We start from the raw sequence: 19603 nt of genomic DNA, 5'->3' as shown, positions 1-19603 counted from the left end.
ATGAACAGCTGCCTCTATCAGGGCGTCCTGCGCCACCGTCGCCTGCAGCCGAAAGCGCACCACTTCGTCTACCGCCTGTTTATGGCCTGGCTCGACCTCGACGAACTGGACAGGCTGCCTGAGGCGGGCATCCGCCGCAACCGCCTGGCCGCCGCCGCCTGGTACGATGCCGATTATCCGCTGGGCGCGCCGCTGAAGGCCCAGGCGCTGAACCGGCTGGAGAGCCTGACCGGCTGCCGCCCGGCGGGCCGCGTGATGCTCCTGACCCAGCTGCGCTACTTCGGCTTCCATTTTAATCCGGTCAACTTTTACTACTGCTATGACGAAGCCGACACCCTGCGCTGGGTGCTGGCCGAAGTGCGCAACACGCCGTGGAATGAGCGTCATTACTACGCGGTGGACGGCCAGCAGGCGCGCCCGCTGGAGAAAGCCTTTCACGTTTCGCCCTTTAACCCGATGGACATGGTCTATCACTGGCGCTTCAACGCGCCCGGCAAAACGCTGCACATGCATATTGAAAACCATCAGGCCAGCAAGATGTTCGACGCCACCCTGGCCCTGAGCCGCGTGCCGTTGACCCGCGCCAACCTGCGCGGGCTGCTGCTGCGTCTGCCGCTGATGACCCTGAAAACCGTCCTCGCCATCTACTGGCAGGCGCTGCGGCTGTGGCTGAAGCGCGTGCCGCTGTACAACCATCCTGTCAGCAGGAGTGAACGCTCATGACCGATCCCGTCTTTGCGCTTGAACCCGATGTGCCGCGCAACGTGCGGCTCGCGCGCTGGCTGCTCTTTCGTCTGTTGAGCGGCCTCCGCGAAGGCTCGCTCACCGTGCGCGAAGGGGCGCAGACTTTTCATTTTGGCGACCCCGCCGCCGCGCTGCGCGCCGAGGCGCGGGTCTGCGCGCCGGAGGTGTACTGGCGTCTGCTGACCGGCGGCAGCCTGGCGGCGGCCGAGGCCTGGATGGACGGCGACTGGGAGAGCCACCAGCTGACGGCGCTGCTGCAGATCCTCGCGCGCAACGGCGAGGTGCTGGGGCGTCTGGAGCGCGGCTTTCGTCTGCTGGGCAAGCCCGTCGCCCACCTGCGCCACTGGACCCGCCGCAACACCCGCGCCCAGGCGCGGGAGAACATCGCCGCCCATTACGACCTCGGCAACGAATTTTATGCCTACTTTCTGGATGACGACCTGCTCTACTCCAGCGCGTTGTTTACCGATGACCAGCAGGATCTGACCCAGGCCCAGCGGGCCAAGATGGCGCGCCTGTGCGACCAGCTTGCGCTCACTCCCGGCGATCATCTGCTGGAGATTGGCACCGGTTGGGGGGCGCTGGCCGAGTACGCCGCCCGCCATTACGGCTGCCAGGTCACCACCACCACCCTTTCCCGGGAGCAGCACCGCTGGGCTACCGAGCGCATGGCCCGCGCCGGGCTGCAGGATCGCGTCGAGGTGCTGCTCTGCGACTACCGCGATCTGCGCGGCGAGTACGACAAACTGGTGTCGGTGGAGATGATTGAGGCGGTGGGCCAGCGCTACCTCCCGGCCTTCTTCCGCACCTGCCAGGCGCGCCTGCGCCCGGGCGGCAGAATGGCCCTGCAGGCGATCACCATCCAGGATCAGCGCTATCGCGACTACAGCAAAAGCGTCGATTTTATCCAGCGCTACATCTTCCCCGGCGGCTTTTTGCCCAGCATCACGGCAATGAGCGAGCTGATGACCCGCCACACCGATTTTGTGGTACGCAACCTGTTCGACATGGGCCCGGACTATGCCCGCACCCTGGCGCACTGGCGACAGCGCTTTACCCACGCCTGGCTGGATATTGAAAAGCTCGGCTTTGATGAGCGCTTCCGCCGGATGTGGCTCTACTACTTCGGCTACTGCGAAGCCGGATTTAACGCCCGCACCATCAGCGTGGTGCAGCTCACCGCGGAGCGGGTATGACACGCCCGGCGCAGCATCTGCTGATGGCCCTCGCGTTCGATGTTTACTGGACGCTGGTGGTGATGTTGCGCGAGCGCGGTCTGCTGATCTGGCTGACGCTGGCCATTTTCGCCTGGCTGCGGTTGCCGGCGGCCAGTCGTCCGCCCGCCCTGCTGTTGGCCGCGGCGGGCTGCGGTCTGGACGCCTGCTGGGCGCTGGCGGGACTGATCGATTTTCGCGGCGACAGCCTGCTGCCCCTGTGGATGGTGGCCCTGTGGCTGATGTTCGCCGTCGTCTGGACCCGACTGACCCGCACCGTGACGCTTCCCGGCTGGGTGCTGGCCACGGCCGCCACCGTCGGCGGCCCGGTGGCCTACCTGATCGGCGCTCGCCTCGGAGCTATGACCCTGCTGGTGCCGACGGCGCTTGGCGTGGCCGCCATGGCCTGCGGCTGGCTGGTGCTCATGCTGTTATTCCATCTGGGGATGGGGAGGCAAAAATGAGATTCGCCCTGTTACTGCTGTGGCTGACCATCCTCGCCCCGGCGGCCCACGCCGCCGACTGGCTGACGTGGCGCCGCGTCGGCGAGGCGACCCTCACCTGGGGGCCGTTCACCGTCTATCACTCGCAGCTGCGTACGCCCAATGGCCGGTATGACGGCCCGCAGCAGGATCGGGCGCTGATCATCACCTACCGGCGCGACATCGATCGCGAGGCGCTGGTGGAGGCCACCCGCGACCAGTGGCAGGCGCAGGGCATTCTGCAGCAGGAACCGCGCAGCGAAGCCTGGCTACGCATGCTGCAGGGGATCTGGCCGGACGTCGCGCCGGGCAGCCAGCTGGCGTTCGTGGTCAGCGGCGGCGAGGGGCAGTTCTGGTACCGCGCCAGCGCCGCGCAGACCGCCTTTACCCCGCTCGGCCCGCGCCAGTCGGCGGCGTTCAGCACCCGCTTTCTCGCCATCTGGCTCGATCCGCGCACCACTTATCCCGAACTGCGTCAGCAGTTGATCGGAGGTACACCATGAAACGCATTCTGACCCTTGGCCTGGCGCTGCTGATGCTGATCCTCGCCGGCTGCAGCACCGAGGTCACGGAGTACCGGCAGCAGCAGCCCGCCCTCGACATCTTTCACTATTTTCAGGGGCGAACCGAGGCGTGGGGGATGGTGCAGGATCGCAGCGGCAAGCAGCTGCGCCGCTTCCATGTTGAGATCGATGGCGACGTCGTCGGCGACACCCTGACCCTCCATGAGCGCTTTGTCTATGACGACGGTGAGAAGCAGCAGCGGGTATGGCGCATTCGCCGCACCGGCGATAACCGTTATCAGGGCACCGCCGGCGATATCGAAGGCGTGGCCAGCGGCCAGGCGGCAGGCAATGCCTTTCACTGGCGCTACAGCATGAACGTCGAGGCCAGCGGCAGCCGGTGGCTGCTGCACTTTGACGACTGGATGTTCCTGCAGGACGGCAGCCATTTATTTAACAAAACCGAGATGAAGAAATTCGGCATTACGGTCGCCACCGTGACCCTTTTCTTTACCCGAACCACAGCAGAAGAGAGGACAGCGCCATGAACACGCAACCTGTCATTGGGATCAGCGGATGTTTAACCGGCTCAGCCGTGCGATTCGACGGCGGGCATAAGCGTATGGGCTTTGTGATGGATGAGCTCGCGCAGTGGGTGGCGTTTAAGCCCGTCTGCCCGGAGATGGCGATCGGCCTGCCCGTACCCCGCCCGGCGCTCCGCCTGGTGCAGACTCCGGTCGGGGAGATCCGCATGCGCTTCAGCCACGCCCCGCACGAGGATGTGACGGAGAAGATGGCTGATTTTGCCAACGCCCATCTGGCAACTCTGGGCGAGCTGTCGGGCTTTATCGTCTGCGCCAAATCGCCGAGCTGCGGGATGGAGCGCGTGCGGCTGTATGACGAAAAAGGCAATCGCGGGCGTAAGGAAGGCGTGGGGCTGTTTACCGGTGCCCTGATGGCGCGCTACCCGTGGCTGCCGGTGGAAGAGGATGGCCGGCTGCACGATCCGCTGCTGCGGGAGAATTTTGTCGAGCGCGTTTTCGCCCTGCATGAACTCAACGCCCTGCGCGCCCGCGGCCTGACCCGTCACGGCCTGCTGGCCTTTCACAGCCGCTACAAGCTGCAGCTGCTGGCTCACCACCAGGCGGGCTACCGGGAGATCGGCCCGTTCGTCGCCTCGCTGCATGAATGGGAGGATCTGGAGGCTTTCTTCGAGGTTTACCGCGAGAAGCTGATGGCGATCCTCAAGCGGCCCGCCTCGCGGAAAAACCACACCAACGTGCTGATGCATATTCAGGGTTATTTCCGCGACCAGCTGAACAGCCGCCAGCGCGGCGAGCTGCGGGAGGTGATCCTCAACTATCGCGCCGGGCTGCTGCCGATCCTCGCCCCGCTGACGCTGCTTAAGCACTATCTGGCCGAGTATCCGGATCGCTACCTGCAGGCGCAGAACTATTTTGATCCCTACCCGCAGGATCTGGCCCTGCGCCTGACGGTGAACTGAGGGGGGATGGGCCAGCTGCCCGGCGGCGCTGCGCTTGCCGGTCCTGGGGGTGTGAGCCTGCGGGAAGGAACGTAGGCCGGATAAGGCATTGATGCCGCCATCCGGCACTACCGCAGGTATGGAGCCTGACCGCCCGGCGGCGCTGCGCTTGCCGGTCCTGGGGGGGAGCCCGCAGGAAGGAACGTAGGCCGGATAAGGCATGTATGCCGCCATCCGGCATAAATGGAGCGCACCAGTCGTAGCCCGGCTAAGCGTAGCGCCAGCCGGGAACGCTCCTTCGACAACGCTATCGCATCAGAACCACGCCTCAAACATCCCACCGACGTTCAGCGAATCCAGCTGCTGGTCCTGGGTGCCGTTCACCTTCGCGGTGTGCTCGTTATCCACCTGGCCGCCGGTCACGTAGAAGCGCAGCATCGGGCGGAACTCCGGCCCCATGCCGATGGCGATGTTCTGCGACAGCGTCAGCTTCCAGCCGTGGTTATCCCCGCCCTGCTCGTAATCCACGCGCTGGTAGCCCGCTTCCAGCCAGGTGGAGTGCACGTCGTTCCAGAAGTACATCGGCCGGACGATGGCGCCGTAGTTTTTGCGGTTGTCGGTATTATCTTTGCCGTTGTCGTAGTCGTGGAAGGCCAGCAGATATTCCACCTGCGCCTGCTGGGTGAACTTATGGCTGCCCTCGAAGCTGGCGTAGACCGTGGTCAGGTCGTCGGTTTTGTTGTAGACGCTGTTATCCGAGTTGTCGGAGTAGCGCAGGATCACCTTGTTCACCCCGCTGTCGTTGGTGTGGCTCAGCACCAGGCCGCCCTGCCAGGCTTCGAGACGCGCGTCGCTGTCCACCGCCTTTGAGTCAAAGCCGTAGTTGGCGTACACCTCGACGTCGATCGGCCCGGCCTTGATGTTGTGGGTTTTGGTGGTCAGCGCGTAGTGGCCGTTGTCGCCGGTGTCGGAGCTGCCGGTACAGGTGATGCGCGACGGGTTGGTCTCGTCGGCCATCACTTCCGGACTACAGGATTTCACCTGCGACACCGCCGCCACGTCGAACTGCACGCCGCCGATATCAAAGTTCTTTACCCCGGCGCCCTGGCCGTCGTGGTTCATCCAGAAGTAGTCGTTGATCCCCTGTTGCGGACGCTGGTGGAAGTCGCGGCCGGCCCAGATATAGGCGTTGGGGTTGGATTCCAGCACGTTGGTGACCCCGACGTAGGCCTTCTTCAGGTTAACTTCGTCGCTCCAGTGGTCGAACATCACGTTAAGATCCCAGATAGCCCCCTGCGCGCTTTTGAAGGCCTTGCTGATCTGGAATTCGCCGCCGTTGCTTTCGTTGCCCAGACGGCCGATCGCCGAGGCGCCGTTATAGGAGCCGTCGACGCCGACATATTTCTGGTCGCCGGTCTGGAAGTGAGCGCCATAGCGGGCATAGCCGCTGAACTTGAGGCCGAACGGAATGGCCATATCCGGCGAGGCGGCGGTGGTCTGCGGGTTGGTGATCACGTCGACCTTTTTGTCGGCCGCGGCGTCGATTTTCGCCTGGCGGTCGGCCAGCGCTTTATCAACGGCTTTGGCGACGATGGCGTCGATCTGTTCCTGAGTAAATTCTTGCGCCATTACAGAGGTAAGCGGAAAAAACGCGGCGATAACCGCCATGGTTAATGGAAGTTTTTTTATCATTGTCATGAGTTTCTCAATATAGGTTAATTTTATTCAGACAATAACCAGCCTATTCTGAGCTGACAGAATATGTCGCTATCATCAGAACAAGTTATTTTTTATTTTGTACGGTCACAGAGGCGTTACACAATTATCGTTACCCTTCCTCCTTCGCTGATATTAAACAAATGGTCTTTCGCCACTGACAAAAAACACAGCACGAACCAATAAACGCTATTTCCCGGCAGCGGATAGACGGCGCAATACATGCCCCCGCGGGGGCATGTCAGCAAAAATTAACCAAAGATATAGGTATTGACGAGATTTTCGAGTAATTCCTGACGCCCGCTCTGAGGCTGCGGATTCAGATTATGCTGCTCAGCGTATCGGGCAATATTATCCAGCGACATCTGCCCGCTCATAATTTTCTGCCCCAGCTCGCCCTGCCAGCCGGCATAGCGTTTTGTCAGACCCTGATCGAGCTTGCCATCCTCAATCATGCGCGCGGCCAGCTTGAGGGACAGCGCCATCACGTCCATGGCGCCAATATGGCCATAGAACATGTCGTATTTGTCGGTGCTCTGCCGACGAACTTTGGCGTCAAAGTTCAGGCCGCCGGTGGTGAATCCCCCGGCTTTGAGGATCTCGTACATCACCAGGGTATTCTCTTCCACGCTGTTCGGGAACTGATCGGTATCCCAGCCGAGCTGCGCATCGCCGCGGTTGGCATCAACGGAGCCGAAAATGCCCAGCGCGATGGCGCTGGCGATTTCATGATGGAAAGAGTGCCCCGCCAGGGTGGCGTGGTTAGCTTCAATGTTCACCTTGATCTCATTTTCCAGACCAAACTGCTTCAGGAAACCATACACCGTCGCGACATCGTAATCGTACTGATGCTTAGTGGGCTCCTGCGGTTTCGGCTCGATAAGCAGCGTGCCGCCAAAGCCAATCTTATGCTTGTGCTCCACCACCATCTGCAGGAAGCGGCCAATCTGCTCACGCTCCTGACGCAGGTCGGTATTCAGCAGGGACTCGTAACCTTCGCGGCCGCCCCACAGCACATAGTTTTCGCCGCCGAGCTGGTGGGTGGCATTCATGGCGGTCACTACCTGCGTGGCCGCCCAGGCAAATACCTCCGGATCGGGGTTGGTCGCCGCCCCGGCGCCGTAGCGCGGGTGGGTAAAGCAGTTGGCGGTGCCCCACAGCAGTTTCACGCCGGTTTGCTGCTGTTTCTCCGCCAGCACTTCGGTCATCACGGCGAAATTATGCAAATACTCTTTCAGCGACGCGCCTTCTGGCGAGACGTCGACATCATGGAAGCAGTAATACGGCACGTTGAGCTTGTAGAAAAATTCAAACGCCACGTCCGCTTTGCGTTTGGCCATTTCCAGCGCATCGCCCGCGGCCTGCCAGGGACGCTCAAACGAGCCGGCGCCAAACATATCAGCGCCATTCCAGCAGAAGTTATGCCAATAACAGGCGGCAAAACGCAGATGATCTGCCATGCGTTTTCCCAGCACGATTTCATCCGGATTATAGTGGCGAAACGCCAGCGGATTATCGGTTTTGGGTCCGGCAAAGCGAACGCGATCAACCTGGTCGAAATAGGTTTGCATGATGAACTCCGAAATTGAGAAACAGGAAAATTAACAACTGTGACACATCGTGTATTCTCATCGTCGGTTGCTCAATTACGTTATTTCACTCGGCGATTGAGAAAATGCTCAAATGTGAGCCATCTCGCAAATAAAACTATTTTAAATATCTCGCTTCGCGCGCGTATAGAGTACACTTCCTGGGGAATTCAGGTATCCATACCAAATTAAAATGCCGGTTTTGTCGCAATGCCTGCCTGCCCAAAAATTAGCGGCGGATAACGGTTCAACGCAGGCGATACAGGCCTTTGCTTCGAGGATCACAGAAGTAAAAAAACATAATTACGTAATTTAAAAACGTAATAGATTCTTCCAGGTCAACTGTGTCAGAAAGTGTTTCACCTACACAAAACAAACCGGAGTCTGCTTAGAATGAGTAAAAACATAATGCACAGTCGGCATGATGAATATCATAAATTAACCCGTGGAGAACGAATTGGTTATGGCATGGGCGACTTTGCGCAAAACCTGGTTTTCGGCACAATTGGGGGTTTTCTGGCTTTGCATATGCTGACGGTAAATACCATCAGCACGGCAACGGCAGGCTTTATTTTTCTTTTTGTCCGTATCATTAATGTGTTTTGGGATCCGATGGTCGGAACCTACGTGGATAAACGAACCTCAAAAGCAGGGAAATATCGCCCCTGGCTGTTACGAGCCGGCGTGCCGCTGGTGATCCTGTCGGCATTACTGTTCGCGCCAATCCCTGGGGTGAAAGGTTCGGTGGCTTTCGCCTTTATTATTTATCTGGCACTGGACTTAGTTTATTCCTTAGTCAATATTCCCTATGGCTCGCTGAATGCGTCGCTGACCCGCGACCCGGAATCGATCGATAAGCTGACCAGTACCCGCATGATGCTGGCCAACAGCGCCAACCTGCTGGTCTATACCCTGTTCCCGATGTTTGTGCAGATGGCGGCGCCGAAAGATCGCAGCCTGAAAGACACCGGCTTTTTTGGCCTTGAGCTGAATCTCGGCAACTATACCGATCCGTCAGCGAACTACGCCTGGTTCGGCGTGTACGCCATCTATATGATCATCGGCGCGGTGGCCCTGTTTATCTGCTACAAATGCACCAAAGAACGCGTTGTCGCGACCGCCGAGCAGACCGCCAACGTCAAAACTACCGACCTTTTCCACGAGCTCAGACATAACCGTCCGCTGGTTATTCTCGGCATGTTCTTTATGCTGGCCTTTACCTTCATGTTCTTCATGAACACCGTTAACGGCTTCTTCAACCAGTTCGTCGTCGGCCACTCCGAATGGATGGGCGCCGTGGGCCTCGTCGCGTCTATTCCCGGCATCGCCTTCCCGGTGTTCTGGCCGAAACTGAAAAAAATCTTTGGTAAAAAAGGCTTCTTCCATCTGTTCCTCGCCATGTTCATCGTCGGCGAACTGCTGACCTACGCCTGGTCCCGCGAAGGGATGCACGACGCCCTGTGGCTGGCCTACATCGCCACCTTTATTAAACAGTGGGGCTTAACCTCCGCCACCGGCTTTATGTGGGCGCTGGTACCGGAAGTTATCGCGTACGGCGAATTAAAATCGGGCAAACGCAATGCCGCCATTATCAATGCCATTATGGGACTCTTCTTCAAGATCGGCTTCACCATCGGCGGCGCTATCCCGCTGTGGCTGCTGGCGGTGTATGGATTTAATGAAAGCGGCGCCGTGCAGAGCGCCAGCGCCATCGACGGGATCATTATGACCGCGGTGTGGATCCCAATTGCGCTGGCCGCTATTTCGATGGTGATCATGCAGGTTTATCCGATCTCCGATAAACATGTGACCGACATCAACCGTCAGCTGGATGAGATCCGCGTGTAGTTAAAAAAATTATAAATCAGACCGATCCTTAACTTTCCATTTTAAAAGGTGTAATGAAATGTCACTTATTCAAAACCCGATATTACGCGGCTTTAATGCCGACCCCAGTATTATTCGCGTCGAGGATACGTACTATATTGCCAACTCGACGTTTGAGTGGTTTCCGGGCGTGCGTTTACATGAGTCGAAAGACCTGAAAAACTGGAACCTGCTGCCTTCGCCGCTCTCCACCACCACCCTGCTGGATATGAAGGGCAACCCCTCCTCCGGCGGCATTTGGGCGCCGGCGCTCTCCTGGGCCGATGGGCAATTCTGGTTGGTGTATACCGATGTGAAGGTCACGGAAGGCGCCTTTAAAGACATGACCAACTACCTGACCACGGCGAAGGATATTCGGGGCCCGTGGAGCGACCCGATCAAGCTGAACGGCGTCGGGTTTGACGCCTCGCTGTTCCATGACGACGATGGCCGGAAATATATCGTCCAGCAAACCTGGGATCACCGGGAGTACCATCACCCCTTCGATGGCATTACCTTAACGGAGCTGGATACCAACACGCTGAAGTTAATGCCGGAAACCGCGCGCACCATCTACCGCGGCACCGCCGTGGCGCTGGTCGAGGGGCCGCACCTCTATAAACTGAACGGCTACTACTATCTGTTTGCCGCCCAGGGCGGCACCGTGTTTACCCACCAGGAGGTGGTGGCGCGGTCGAAAACCCTCGAGGCCGACAGCTTCGAAACCGAACCGGGCGACGTGTTCTTAACCAACGTCGACACGCCGGACAGCTACATCCAGAAACAGGGCCATGGCGCGCTGGTCTCCACTCCGGAAGGCGAATGGTATTACGCCTCGCTCTGCGCCCGGCCGTGGAATCGCCCGGGGGAATCCATCTACGACCCGCGCGGCTGGTCAACCCTCGGCCGGGAAACCGCGATCCAGAAAGTATACTGGGACGACGAGGGCTGGCCGCGTATTGAAGGCGGTCACGGCGGGAAAACCTTCGTCGAAGGGCCGAAAGATGCCATCTTCACCGAAAGCGCCAGCGATAATAGCCAGCAGGATGACTTTACCTCCCCAGCGCTCGACCCGAACTGGAATACCCTGCGGGTGCCGTTTACGGCCAAAATGGGCACCACCGGCGACGGCAAATTAACCTTAATCGGCCAGGGTTCGTTAGCCAATACGCATGACCTGTCGCTGATTGCCCGCCGCTGGCAGGCCTTCTATTTTGACGCCGCGGTGAAGGTGAAATTCGAACCCTTCAGCTACCAGCAGATGGCCGGATTAACAAACTACTATAACGACCGCCACTGGAGCTTCGTCTTCCTGACCTGGAATGAAATTAACGGCAAGGTCATCGAAGTCGGCGAAAATAACCGCGGAAAATACACGTCGTACCTGAAAGATAACGCCATCAAGGTGCCGGACGGCGTGGAATACGTCTGGTTCCGGACCAAGGTCCGCAAGCAGACCTACAGCTATGAATACAGCTTCGATGGCGTGTCGTTCACCGAGATCCCGGTCCTGCTGGATGCCGCGGTACTGTCCGATGACTATGTGTTGCAGAGCTACGGCGGGTTCTTTACCGGGGCGTTCGTCGGCCTGGCGGCAGTAGACTACGCCGGGTACGGCACCCAGGCTGAGTTTTATCAGTTCGAGTATCAGGAGCTGGGCGATGCGTTAGCGGCCGATGGGAGCTACAGCTGGGAGGCTGGCGAGACGCGGGATAAGTAAGAGAGTATGAGCCCACGCTACCGGTAAGGTAGCGTGGGGTTTGTGCTGTGTGTGATGTAATTAAAGCGAGCGCTGTAGGATGTCAGTCTGCGGGGCGCAGCCGGGCCTTCAGCTCTTCGGGAGTAAACGGCGGATCTCGCCGGTGCAGCATTGCATGGCAATTGGGACATACCGGGATCAGATCGGTTTCAGGGTTCAGACGGTAGTCCTGCTTGATCCCGGCCAGCGGAATGAGATGGTGGATATGGATAAAGCCCTGGCCGATTTCGCCATAGCGGCTGGCCATATCCAGACCGCATACCTGACACCGGCAGCCATACAGGCGAAGCGCCGCCTGACGAGCCTGACGGTCGCGCTCATAGCGATTGACCACCACCTGCATCGCCGCCCCTTCCACGAACTCCATAGTCGTCTGTCCCTCATCGGGGAAAAGCGCAACCTCGTCATCGCCAGCGCCCTGCGACGCGATCGTAAATCCTTGATCCAGTAACAGACGCACGCATTTGGATTTAATCCCTCCGCTGAAATCCGCCGGGGTAAATTCCGTGCCTGTCGCAAGCGTGGCCGCTAACCCGACGATGGCTTTTGAAGGATACCGACGCCCCTCAAACTCGATCTCATACAGACGCGCGCTTTTAAACTGATGCGCAACGCCTGCATCGTAAGCGCGAATGGCGGCGATGATGCATTCCCTGGATAAATGGTCCGGTAGTTTTTTCATAAGACATAGCTATCTGATGGCGCGAAGCTTGAGTATAAATAGAAAGCTATGGGCTTTTCGAACAAATAACTAGCAGTGATAGTTAAATCGCGATCCACGTAGAACCGCCGCATCTGGTGGGTTGATCGGCAAGGATTTTGCGAGCATCATCGCATTTATTATTGAACGCAAGATCATTCTGCTGTTTGCGCAGGGGATTAGCTACCAGGACATTAGCCGAGAGTTCGAAGATTTATATGCTTTCAGCATGTCAACCGCCACCATCAGTGTAGTACGATAAAGTTACCCCTGAACTAAAACAGTGGCAACAGCACCCGCTGGAAAAGGTTTACCCCTTCGTCTGGCTGAACGTATTCACTATAAAGTCCGTGAGAATGGCCGTTATCAGAGCAAAACGGTTTATACCGTTCTGGCGCTGAATCTGGCAGGCAAGAAAGAAACTCTGGGCCGGTATCTATAAGAAAGTAAAGGCGCTAACTTCTGGCTGTCTATATTAAGCGACCTGCAAAACTGGGGCATTGAAGACATCCTGATCGCCTGCGTGCGCGGGCTGACCGGCTTCCCGGAGGCGATAAACAGCATTTATCCGCAGACAGAGGTTCAGTTGTGCGTCATTCACCAAATCAGTAACTCGATTAAATACGTGGCCTCAAATGACCATAAAGCTTTTATGGCTGATCTGAAACCGGTATATCGCGCGGGGTCGAAAGAAGCCGCAGAAACGGTGCTGGATGAACTGGAAGCGAAATGGGATCAGCAGTATCCAGTGTTGCTCCAGTCGTGACGACGCAAGTGGGAAAATCTGTCAGCATACAATAGAATTTAAGAAACACGGAGTCAGTAAAATACTGTACGTGAAAAGTGATGCGGAAAGTTAAAACCTCGGTGCAACAACTAAACTCATTGATAAGTTTTTTACTGCGATAATCGATAGATTTGCAGACTATAGGCGTGCGAATGAATAGTCACCTAAAAGCTGGCAGGTAATAATTAACAATGCTGTAACAGTTATATGGCTTTCAGGCAGCGTATTATTATACGCTGCCTTTTTCAACTAGCCGTAATAAAGCATGTTTTTGGATAACGATTAAAAAGTGAATAATTGTAAACAGCTTCATTTTTGTAATATGAGTTAGGATAGAAGTTGACTTCTTTGCCAAGCAGAGATGCTAAAATTGCCACATGCAGCCTGTCGGTATTGACAACTTTATACTCTTCAAGAAAGTTTATCATGCAACGGGTAGAATTACGCGCCAGAAATTCATTATCCCAATAATCGCCATTCCAGGTGAGCGAAATATCATGATTGTTTTCTTTGTAGTCTCCAGTTAGAGATTCGGAGTCCGTTCTGAAGCAGTTGGCCTGTTTTTTATAGACGGGTTTAAGTGACAGGTATTTATTAAGATCGAGATAAAATGCCATATCATCAGTAATGAATACGTTCTTGTTTGGTTCGTAGTTGAGAGATTTAATATAATCGAAGGTGATATTTTCGCGACAAAAAACAACAAACTTATCAATATTGTTGATGAATAAATCGCTATACCCTCTGATTGTCGACGGCATTATTATTACTTTATGAAATTTCCCAATATTATTCTGGATAAAGTCATGACCTTCAGAATACAATCCTTCTATCAGGTTTCCTCCGCCTCCAAAAATTAAAATATCAGTTTCAGAACTGTAGCACTCGCCATCTCTGTAAGGGATATAGGTAAGAGCATTTCGTTCAAAAAAGTCATACGTCGCAGATGCAATTACACCATCACCAGCATTACCAGGGTTTGCCTTATAGACAAATCGATGAGATAGATGATAAGATTTTAGAAGCAAATCAAATTTTAACTTCATATTGGTCATTTTTTATCCTGTTTAACAGAAGCTACCGACTGCTATCTTACACTACTTCAATTCACTAATATCATAGAAAAGTCTAGGTTACAAAGGAAGGGTTACAATGAAGAAAATTCTTATAATGACGCCGGACATTGAGGGGCCTGTCCGTAACGGCGGTATTGGTACTGCTTTCACTGCCCTTGCCACTACTTTGGCAAAAAAGGGGTATGATGTTGATGTATTGTATACATGTGGCGACTATTCTGAATCATCTGTATCGAAATTTAGCGACTGGTCACGTATTTATAGTACCTTTGGTATCAATCTGCTAAGAACCGGACTGATAAAAGAGATTAATATTGATGCACCGTATTTTAGAAGGAAAAGTTATTCAATTTATCTCTGGTTGAAAGAAAATAACATCTATGACACTGTTATTTCTTGTGAGTGGCAGGCAGATCTTTATTACACTTTATTAAGCAAAAAGAATGGAACGGATTTTGAAAATACAAAGTTCATTGTAAATACTCACAGTTCAACGTTATGGGCTGATGAAGGTAATTACCAGCTTCCATATGATCAGAACCATCTTGAACTCTATTATATGGAGAAAATGGTGGTTGAAATGGCGGATGAAGTTGTTAGTCCGTCTCAGTATTTAATTGATTGGATGTTGAGTAAGCACTGGAATGTTCCTGAAGAACGTCATGTAATTTTAAATTGCGAGCCATTTCAAGGGTTTGTGACGAGAGATGATGTTACAGTTAAAATAAATGAAAAGCCAGCTTCTGGCGTTGAGCTTGTATTTTTCGGCCGCCTTGAAACCCGTAAAGGACTTGACATATTCCTGCGTGCATTAAGAAAACTATCTGATGAAGATAAAGAGAGCATTTCTGGAGTAACCTTCCTCGGAAAAAATGTCACTATGGGGAAAACTGATTCATTTACTTATATTATGAATCAGACTAAAAATTTGGGACTCGCAGTTAATGTCATCAGCGACTATGATCGTACCAACGCTAATGAATATATAAAAAGAAAAAATGTATTAGTCATCATTCCATCACTTGTAGAAAACTCACCCTATACTGTTTATGAATGCTTGATTAATAACGTTAATTTCCTCGCTTCAAACGTTGGTGGAATTCCAGAGCTTATTCCGCAGGAGCATCATGCGGAAGTTCTATTTATTCCTACACCTGTCGATTTATACGGGAAAATCCACTATCGCTTAAAAAATATAAATATAAAACCAGGGCTTGCTGAATCACAAGACAATATTAAAGAAGCTTGGTTTGTCGCAGTTGAACGAAAAAACAACCGCGCATTCAAGAAAATCAATGAAGCTAACAGCCCGTTAGTTAGCGTGTGTATAACTCACTTCGAACGTCACCATTTGCTTCAGCAAGCACTCGCATCAATAAAATCTCAGACGTACCAAAATATTGAGGTCATCTTGGTTGATGATGGAAGTACGACAGAAGATTCTCATCGTTATTTAAATCTCATCGAGAATGATTTTAACTCTCGAGGCTGGAAAATTGTCCGTAGTTCTAATAACTATCTGGGTGCTGCAAGGAATTTGGCTGCGCGACACGCCTCTGGCGAATATCTGATGTTTATGGACGATGATAATGTTGCTAAGCCTTTTGAGGTAGAAACGTTTGTTACTGCAGCATTAAACTCTGGGGCCGATGTGTTAACCACACCAAGCGATCTTATTTTTGGTGAGGAGTTCCCTTCTCCGTTCCGTAAAATGACGCACTGCTGGCTTCCGTTAGGGCCTGATTTAAATATCGCCAGCTTTAGTAACTGCTTTGGCGATGCTAATGCGCTGATCAGAAAAGAGGTTTTCGAAAAAGTTGGCGGATTTACTGAAGATTACGGTTTAGGTCATGAAGACTGGGAGTTTTTTGCCAAAATATCATTACAGGGATATAAATTGCAAATCGTCCCGGAACCTCTATTTTGGTATAGAGTTGCAAACTCCGGCATGTTGTTAAGTGGAAATAAGAGTAAAAATAACTACCGCAGTTTCCGTCCTTTTATGGATGAGAATGTTAAATATAACTATGCAATGGGGTTGATACCTTCCTACCTCGAGAAGATTCAAGAACTTGAGAGTGAAGTGAATCGCTTGCGGAGCATCAATAGTGGTCATTCTGTCAGTAACGAGTTACAACTTTTAAATAATAAGGTTGATGGTCTTATTTCTCAGCAAAGAGATGGCTGGGCCCATGACCGTTTTAATGCTCTGTATGAAGCAATTCATGTCCAAGGCGCAAAACGAGGCACCAGCCTGGTTCGCCGGGTTGCCCGGAAAGTGAAATCAATGTTAAAATAAAGTAATATTCGGGGCCCGAAAGGGCTCCGCAAAAATAATATTAACTTTCAGCTAATTTTAAATTTGTCTGTAAATAACCCTGTTTTAGTTGCATGCATTTTTGAGTTCCCGGCCAGATTTGACCCTGGCCCAAATTCAGTGCAGTGCTAAATCAGAGATCTTCGTCTTTCCGGAGACTTCGGATGAATTCAGCCGGAGTCATGTCATTTAATGATGAATGCGTTCTCTCATGATTATATTCCCTGCGCCAGTTGTCGAGTTTGTCCTGCGCATCTTCCAGCGAGAGAAACCAGTGAATGTTCAGGCATTCATCCCGCAGACTGCCGTTAAATGATTCAATAAACGGATTATCCGTTGGTTTTCCGGGGCGGGATAAGTCCATTGTGACACCGTGTTCATACGCCCATTTATCCAGACTTTTCAAAATAAACTCGCTGCCGTTATCTGTCTGAATACGTACCGGCAGACGCTTGCCCAGCACCCGCAACCTTTCCATCACACCGACCACATCCTCACCTTACAGTGACTTTCCGGCATGGATCGCCACACACTCCCGATTAAAATTATCCACTACAGTCAGCGCCCGGAAACGTGTTCCGTTAAACAGATTATCCGACACGAAATCCATACTCCAGCACTGATCGATACCGGTCAGGACCGGACGTTGCTGACGATGTGCTGCACTGACATGCATGCGGGGGCGCTTTTTGCGCAGGTTGAGGCTTTCCAGACAGTAAATCCGGTGTGTTTTCTTGTGGTTAACAGGCCAGCCTTCCCGCCACAGCTGAATATGAATACGCGGGCAACCGTAGCGGATCCGGGTTTCCGCTATTTCCCGGATACGCAGGGTTATCGCCCGATCATCCCGCCGGCTCTGCCAGTGGTAAACGGTTCTGCTCTGCATCAGCAGTCCGCATCCCCGTCGGACACTGATACGGTAAGCCCCCCGCAGAAAATGCACCGCCTGACGTTTCTGAGCCGGCCTCAGAACTTTTGTTTCAGTACCTCCTGCAGCATCTCCTTGTCCAGACTCAGGTCAGCCACCAGTTTCTTCAGCCGCAGATTTTCATCCTCCAGTTGCCGCAGACGCCGCAGTTCGGTCACGCCCAGACCGGCGAATTTCTTCTTCCAGTTATAAAAAGTGGCTTCAGAAATGCCCATCTTTCGGCAGACTTCCCCGTCGCGGGTGCCGGTTTCGGCCTGTTTCAGAGCAAACGCAATCTGTTCTTCGGTATAGCGGGTCTTTTTCATGGCGATGTGCCTCTCTGTGAGATGGAAGAAAGACCGGAGACTTCAGTTTAGCCCGGCACTGTTTTCAGGGAGGAGATCAACACCCCCGCCGTAGTACGCGGAAGTATGTAATGAAACGATTGGCGTTAGCCCTGCTTTTATTTATTTTCAAAGAATTGGTTGTAGCTTCCGTTCTCACGCCGGAAGCCGACCATTATGACAGCTATCTGTTAGTCGACACTTAACCCGCAACAGCCGTTTCTGGAACAACTTACGACCTCCTGTTCCGTCCAGTGTTCTCCAGACTGTAGGCCAAGCGGTGCCATATTCTAAGCAACCACCAAAGGTGAAAGAACATACTCGCTAGATAAGTTCCAGCGTCACCAGCTTTACCAGCAACACCGGCTAACAGGTAACCACAAGTAATTTACCGGTCCGCGATACCGCCGCCCTGATCCAGCTTCACAAGAGACAGGCTCTTGCTCTGTTGGAATGCGGGCAATTGTGGAAATCTCGTCTGCAACTGACCGTGCGGATAAACACTATCCATAGCTGACGACATGATCCCATTGATTAACACACTTTGATTTTATTACATTTGCTCATTTACTCGCCAACACCAAAAACTTACACTTCCCACATGGACTTAAAAGCAAAAATAAGGATAAGGACGAATGGCTATTGGTCATTTTTTATTTAGGGGTGATAAGACCGCTTGCGGTGGCAGGATTCTTGAAGGATGCCCCAACCATCAATTTTTCGATAAAGATATGGCATGTGAAGGCCATAAAGTAACCTGCGGCAAACATCCAGGGCATTATCGTATCTGCGGTGGCCTTGATAGTGACGAAATACATGGTAAAAGAGTAGCCGGAACACTGCACAGCCGTAGTTCCTGTCCCTGCAAATCACGTTTTATTCCTTCCATCGATGACACTTATGAATTTTCTACAGGGGCAGCGAAAGCCGACACAGCCCAATCTCAAGTCGTCGAATTTCCCGTTCTCCCCCGCCCGATTTATGATCCCCAAGCTGATAATGTGACTGACACCTGCAAGTCAGAAGATAACCCGCTGCTGAACGGCGTTTATATATGGACTGAAACGACAAGTGCAGGTCATGTTTTCGTTTCAGTGCATGAGAATAACAATATCTTCCTCTACACCTATGGACGCTATGGACGCACTGATAAAAGTACCTTCACTGGGGATGGGATTTTAGACTTTTTCCAGGATGAAGATGCGCGTAAGTATTACCGATACGAACTTTATGAAATGGGGGCTCGCGCTTTCCGCATTGATGATGCAGATCCTAAAATAATCCGTAAATTCTTCGAAAACCTTTGGAATGGCGGAGTAACACCAATTCAAACGCCAAACATGCAAGATGGTACAAAGCGAAGAGGCCGAACCATTGATAAATATGATGTCACTGGTAGCAACTGTACCACTCACTCAGTCGAGGGGCTCAAGTTTGCTGGCTCAAAGGTATTCGAACACGGTTACACATCCACGACAACACAGCTACCAATCGACATAGAAGAAGATTTTACTATTCCGGTTTCACTGCAAAGATATCTTGAATCAAAGAGTGCAGACTTCTCATCAATCCTCGTTGTCGAAATGACTAATACATTCAAACAGCAGTACCCTAACACCGAGAACAAAAGCCCTCAATCAATGGGAGGGAGTGCAAAAATCCAACAATCTGCTGCCGATTCCGCTGCTGTTGCTGGCTCAACTTCCCCCTACTCAGGCGGTACAGTAGGCGGTTCATTGGGAAGCACTTACGATGATGAATAAGAAGTTCTGGATCAGATGGGTGAGTATCGCGCTGATCTGTGCAGCGTATTACGCTATCGTGCTTTATTTCGATCTGGTCTTCGCTCTTAACTTTACAGAGACAATGAGTCAAGGCGGAGAATTTACCCCTTCTCAATGTACCTGGTTTGTTAAGGAGCTAGCGCAAAATCACTCTGATTCGGCTTTAGCCTCCATCATTGGTTTCGCTGTCTGCGTCCCTTTGATCCTGCTCATCTTCAAGAAAGTGAAATGACCGTCAAAGGCTGGCGAGATCCAGCCTTTTCCTTCCTCCCTCATTTTAGACAATATGTAGTGGCACACTGAATTTGGCCACCCTGGACTGCCCCCACCAC

General features: G+C 53.1%; 15 protein-coding genes and 2 pseudogenes. 12 read left to right on the top strand and 5 right to left on the bottom strand.

The features are described 5' to 3' along the window. The 6 genes from BHE81_RS01905 to BHE81_RS01880 are packed head-to-tail and all read left to right on the top strand — an operon-like array spanning position 1 to position 4447. Entirely contained in the window at positions 1–723 is a 723-nt protein-coding gene (locus tag BHE81_RS01905; protein WP_021441114.1) for a DUF1365 domain-containing protein, read from the top strand. Then, positions 720–1940, top strand: a complete 1221-nt coding sequence (locus BHE81_RS01900) for an SAM-dependent methyltransferase (RefSeq protein ID WP_021441113.1) — start codon at positions 720–722, stop codon at positions 1938–1940. The genes BHE81_RS01905 and BHE81_RS01900 overlap by 4 nt, the downstream gene beginning before the upstream one ends. Then, the gene (locus BHE81_RS01895; RefSeq protein WP_021441112.1) at positions 1937–2422 is read left to right on the top strand and encodes a DUF2878 domain-containing protein; all 486 of its coding nucleotides are present in this window, start codon (positions 1937–1939) and stop codon (positions 2420–2422) included. Before BHE81_RS01900 ends, BHE81_RS01895 begins: the two co-directional genes overlap by 4 nt. Further along, entirely contained in the window at positions 2419–2943 is a 525-nt protein-coding gene (locus tag BHE81_RS01890; protein ID WP_004186821.1) for a hypothetical protein, read from the top strand. Before BHE81_RS01895 ends, BHE81_RS01890 begins: the two co-directional genes overlap by 4 nt. Beyond that, complete coding sequence (locus BHE81_RS01885) at positions 2940–3491, top strand: DUF3833 domain-containing protein (RefSeq protein WP_004177586.1); 552 nt, start codon at positions 2940–2942, stop codon at positions 3489–3491. Before BHE81_RS01890 ends, BHE81_RS01885 begins: the two co-directional genes overlap by 4 nt. After that, on the top strand, positions 3488–4447 hold the full coding sequence (locus tag BHE81_RS01880) for a YbgA family protein (protein ID WP_004206730.1): 960 nt from the start codon (positions 3488–3490) through the stop codon (positions 4445–4447). Before BHE81_RS01885 ends, BHE81_RS01880 begins: the two co-directional genes overlap by 4 nt. Positions 4448–4741: 294 nt before the next feature. On the opposite strand, the gene BHE81_RS01875 is transcribed toward BHE81_RS01880, so the two are convergent. Next, positions 4742–6124, bottom strand: coding sequence for a carbohydrate porin (locus BHE81_RS01875; RefSeq protein WP_032428496.1), 1383 nt, complete (start codon positions 6122–6124; stop codon positions 4742–4744). Positions 6125–6393: 269 nt separating this feature from the next. After that, positions 6394–7713 carry a xylose isomerase gene (gene xylA / locus BHE81_RS01870; protein WP_021441109.1) on the bottom strand — a complete coding sequence of 440 codons (1320 nt, stop codon included), beginning with the start codon at positions 7711–7713 and terminating at the stop codon, positions 6394–6396. 426 nt (positions 7714–8139) lie between these two features. On the opposite strand from xylA, the gene BHE81_RS01865 reads away from it, so the two are divergent. Next, positions 8140–9579 (top strand): MFS transporter, encoded by a 1440-nt coding sequence (locus BHE81_RS01865; RefSeq protein WP_072157864.1) that lies wholly within the window; start codon positions 8140–8142, stop codon positions 9577–9579. Positions 9580–9637: 58 nt separating this feature from the next. Next, complete coding sequence (locus BHE81_RS01860; RefSeq protein WP_021441108.1) at positions 9638–11317, top strand: glycoside hydrolase family 43 protein; 1680 nt, start codon at positions 9638–9640, stop codon at positions 11315–11317. Between the two features lie 82 nt (positions 11318–11399). Here BHE81_RS01860 and BHE81_RS01855 read toward each other — a convergent pair whose 3' ends face one another. Continuing rightward, on the bottom strand, positions 11400–12038 hold the full coding sequence (locus BHE81_RS01855) for an HNH endonuclease (RefSeq protein ID WP_021441107.1): 639 nt from the start codon (positions 12036–12038) through the stop codon (positions 11400–11402). Positions 12039–12198: 160 nt separating this feature from the next. On the opposite strand from BHE81_RS01855, the pseudogene BHE81_RS01850 reads away from it, so the two are divergent. Further along, positions 12199–12819 (top strand): annotated as a pseudogene (locus BHE81_RS01850) (IS256 family transposase); the annotation flags it as partial. A 269-nt stretch (positions 12820–13088) separates the two neighbouring features. On the opposite strand, the gene BHE81_RS01845 reads toward BHE81_RS01850, so the two are convergent. Continuing rightward, positions 13089–13898, bottom strand: a complete 810-nt coding sequence (locus BHE81_RS01845; RefSeq protein WP_000183578.1) for a polysaccharide pyruvyl transferase family protein — start codon at positions 13896–13898, stop codon at positions 13089–13091. Between the two features lie 97 nt (positions 13899–13995). Here BHE81_RS01845 and BHE81_RS01840 point away from each other — a divergent pair, with 97 nt between their 5' ends. Then, complete coding sequence (locus BHE81_RS01840) at positions 13996–16218, top strand: glycosyltransferase (protein WP_021441105.1); 2223 nt, start codon at positions 13996–13998, stop codon at positions 16216–16218. A 151-nt stretch (positions 16219–16369) separates the two neighbouring features. Here BHE81_RS01840 and BHE81_RS01835 read toward each other — a convergent pair. Beyond that, a pseudogene (locus tag BHE81_RS01835) lies at positions 16370–17469 on the bottom strand (IS3 family transposase). Positions 17470–18122: 653 nt separating this feature from the next. Between BHE81_RS01835 and BHE81_RS01825 the strand changes: the two are divergent. Continuing rightward, positions 18123–19250, top strand: a complete 1128-nt coding sequence (locus tag BHE81_RS01825; RefSeq protein WP_021441102.1) for a PAAR domain-containing protein — start codon at positions 18123–18125, stop codon at positions 19248–19250. Further along, positions 19240–19503: a hypothetical protein gene (locus tag BHE81_RS01820; protein WP_004192273.1), complete on the top strand. Its 264-nt coding sequence runs from the start codon at positions 19240–19242 to the stop codon at positions 19501–19503. Before BHE81_RS01825 ends, BHE81_RS01820 begins: the two co-directional genes overlap by 11 nt. The last annotated feature ends 100 nt before the right edge of the window (positions 19504–19603 follow it).

Origin of the sequence: Klebsiella sp. AqSCr, from assembly GCF_008452795.1 — a bacterium.
Lineage (GTDB): Bacteria > Pseudomonadota > Gammaproteobacteria > Enterobacterales > Enterobacteriaceae > Klebsiella > Klebsiella pneumoniae.
Note: the sequence above shows the minus strand (reverse complement) of the source record. Positions and strands in the feature narration are given on the sequence as shown.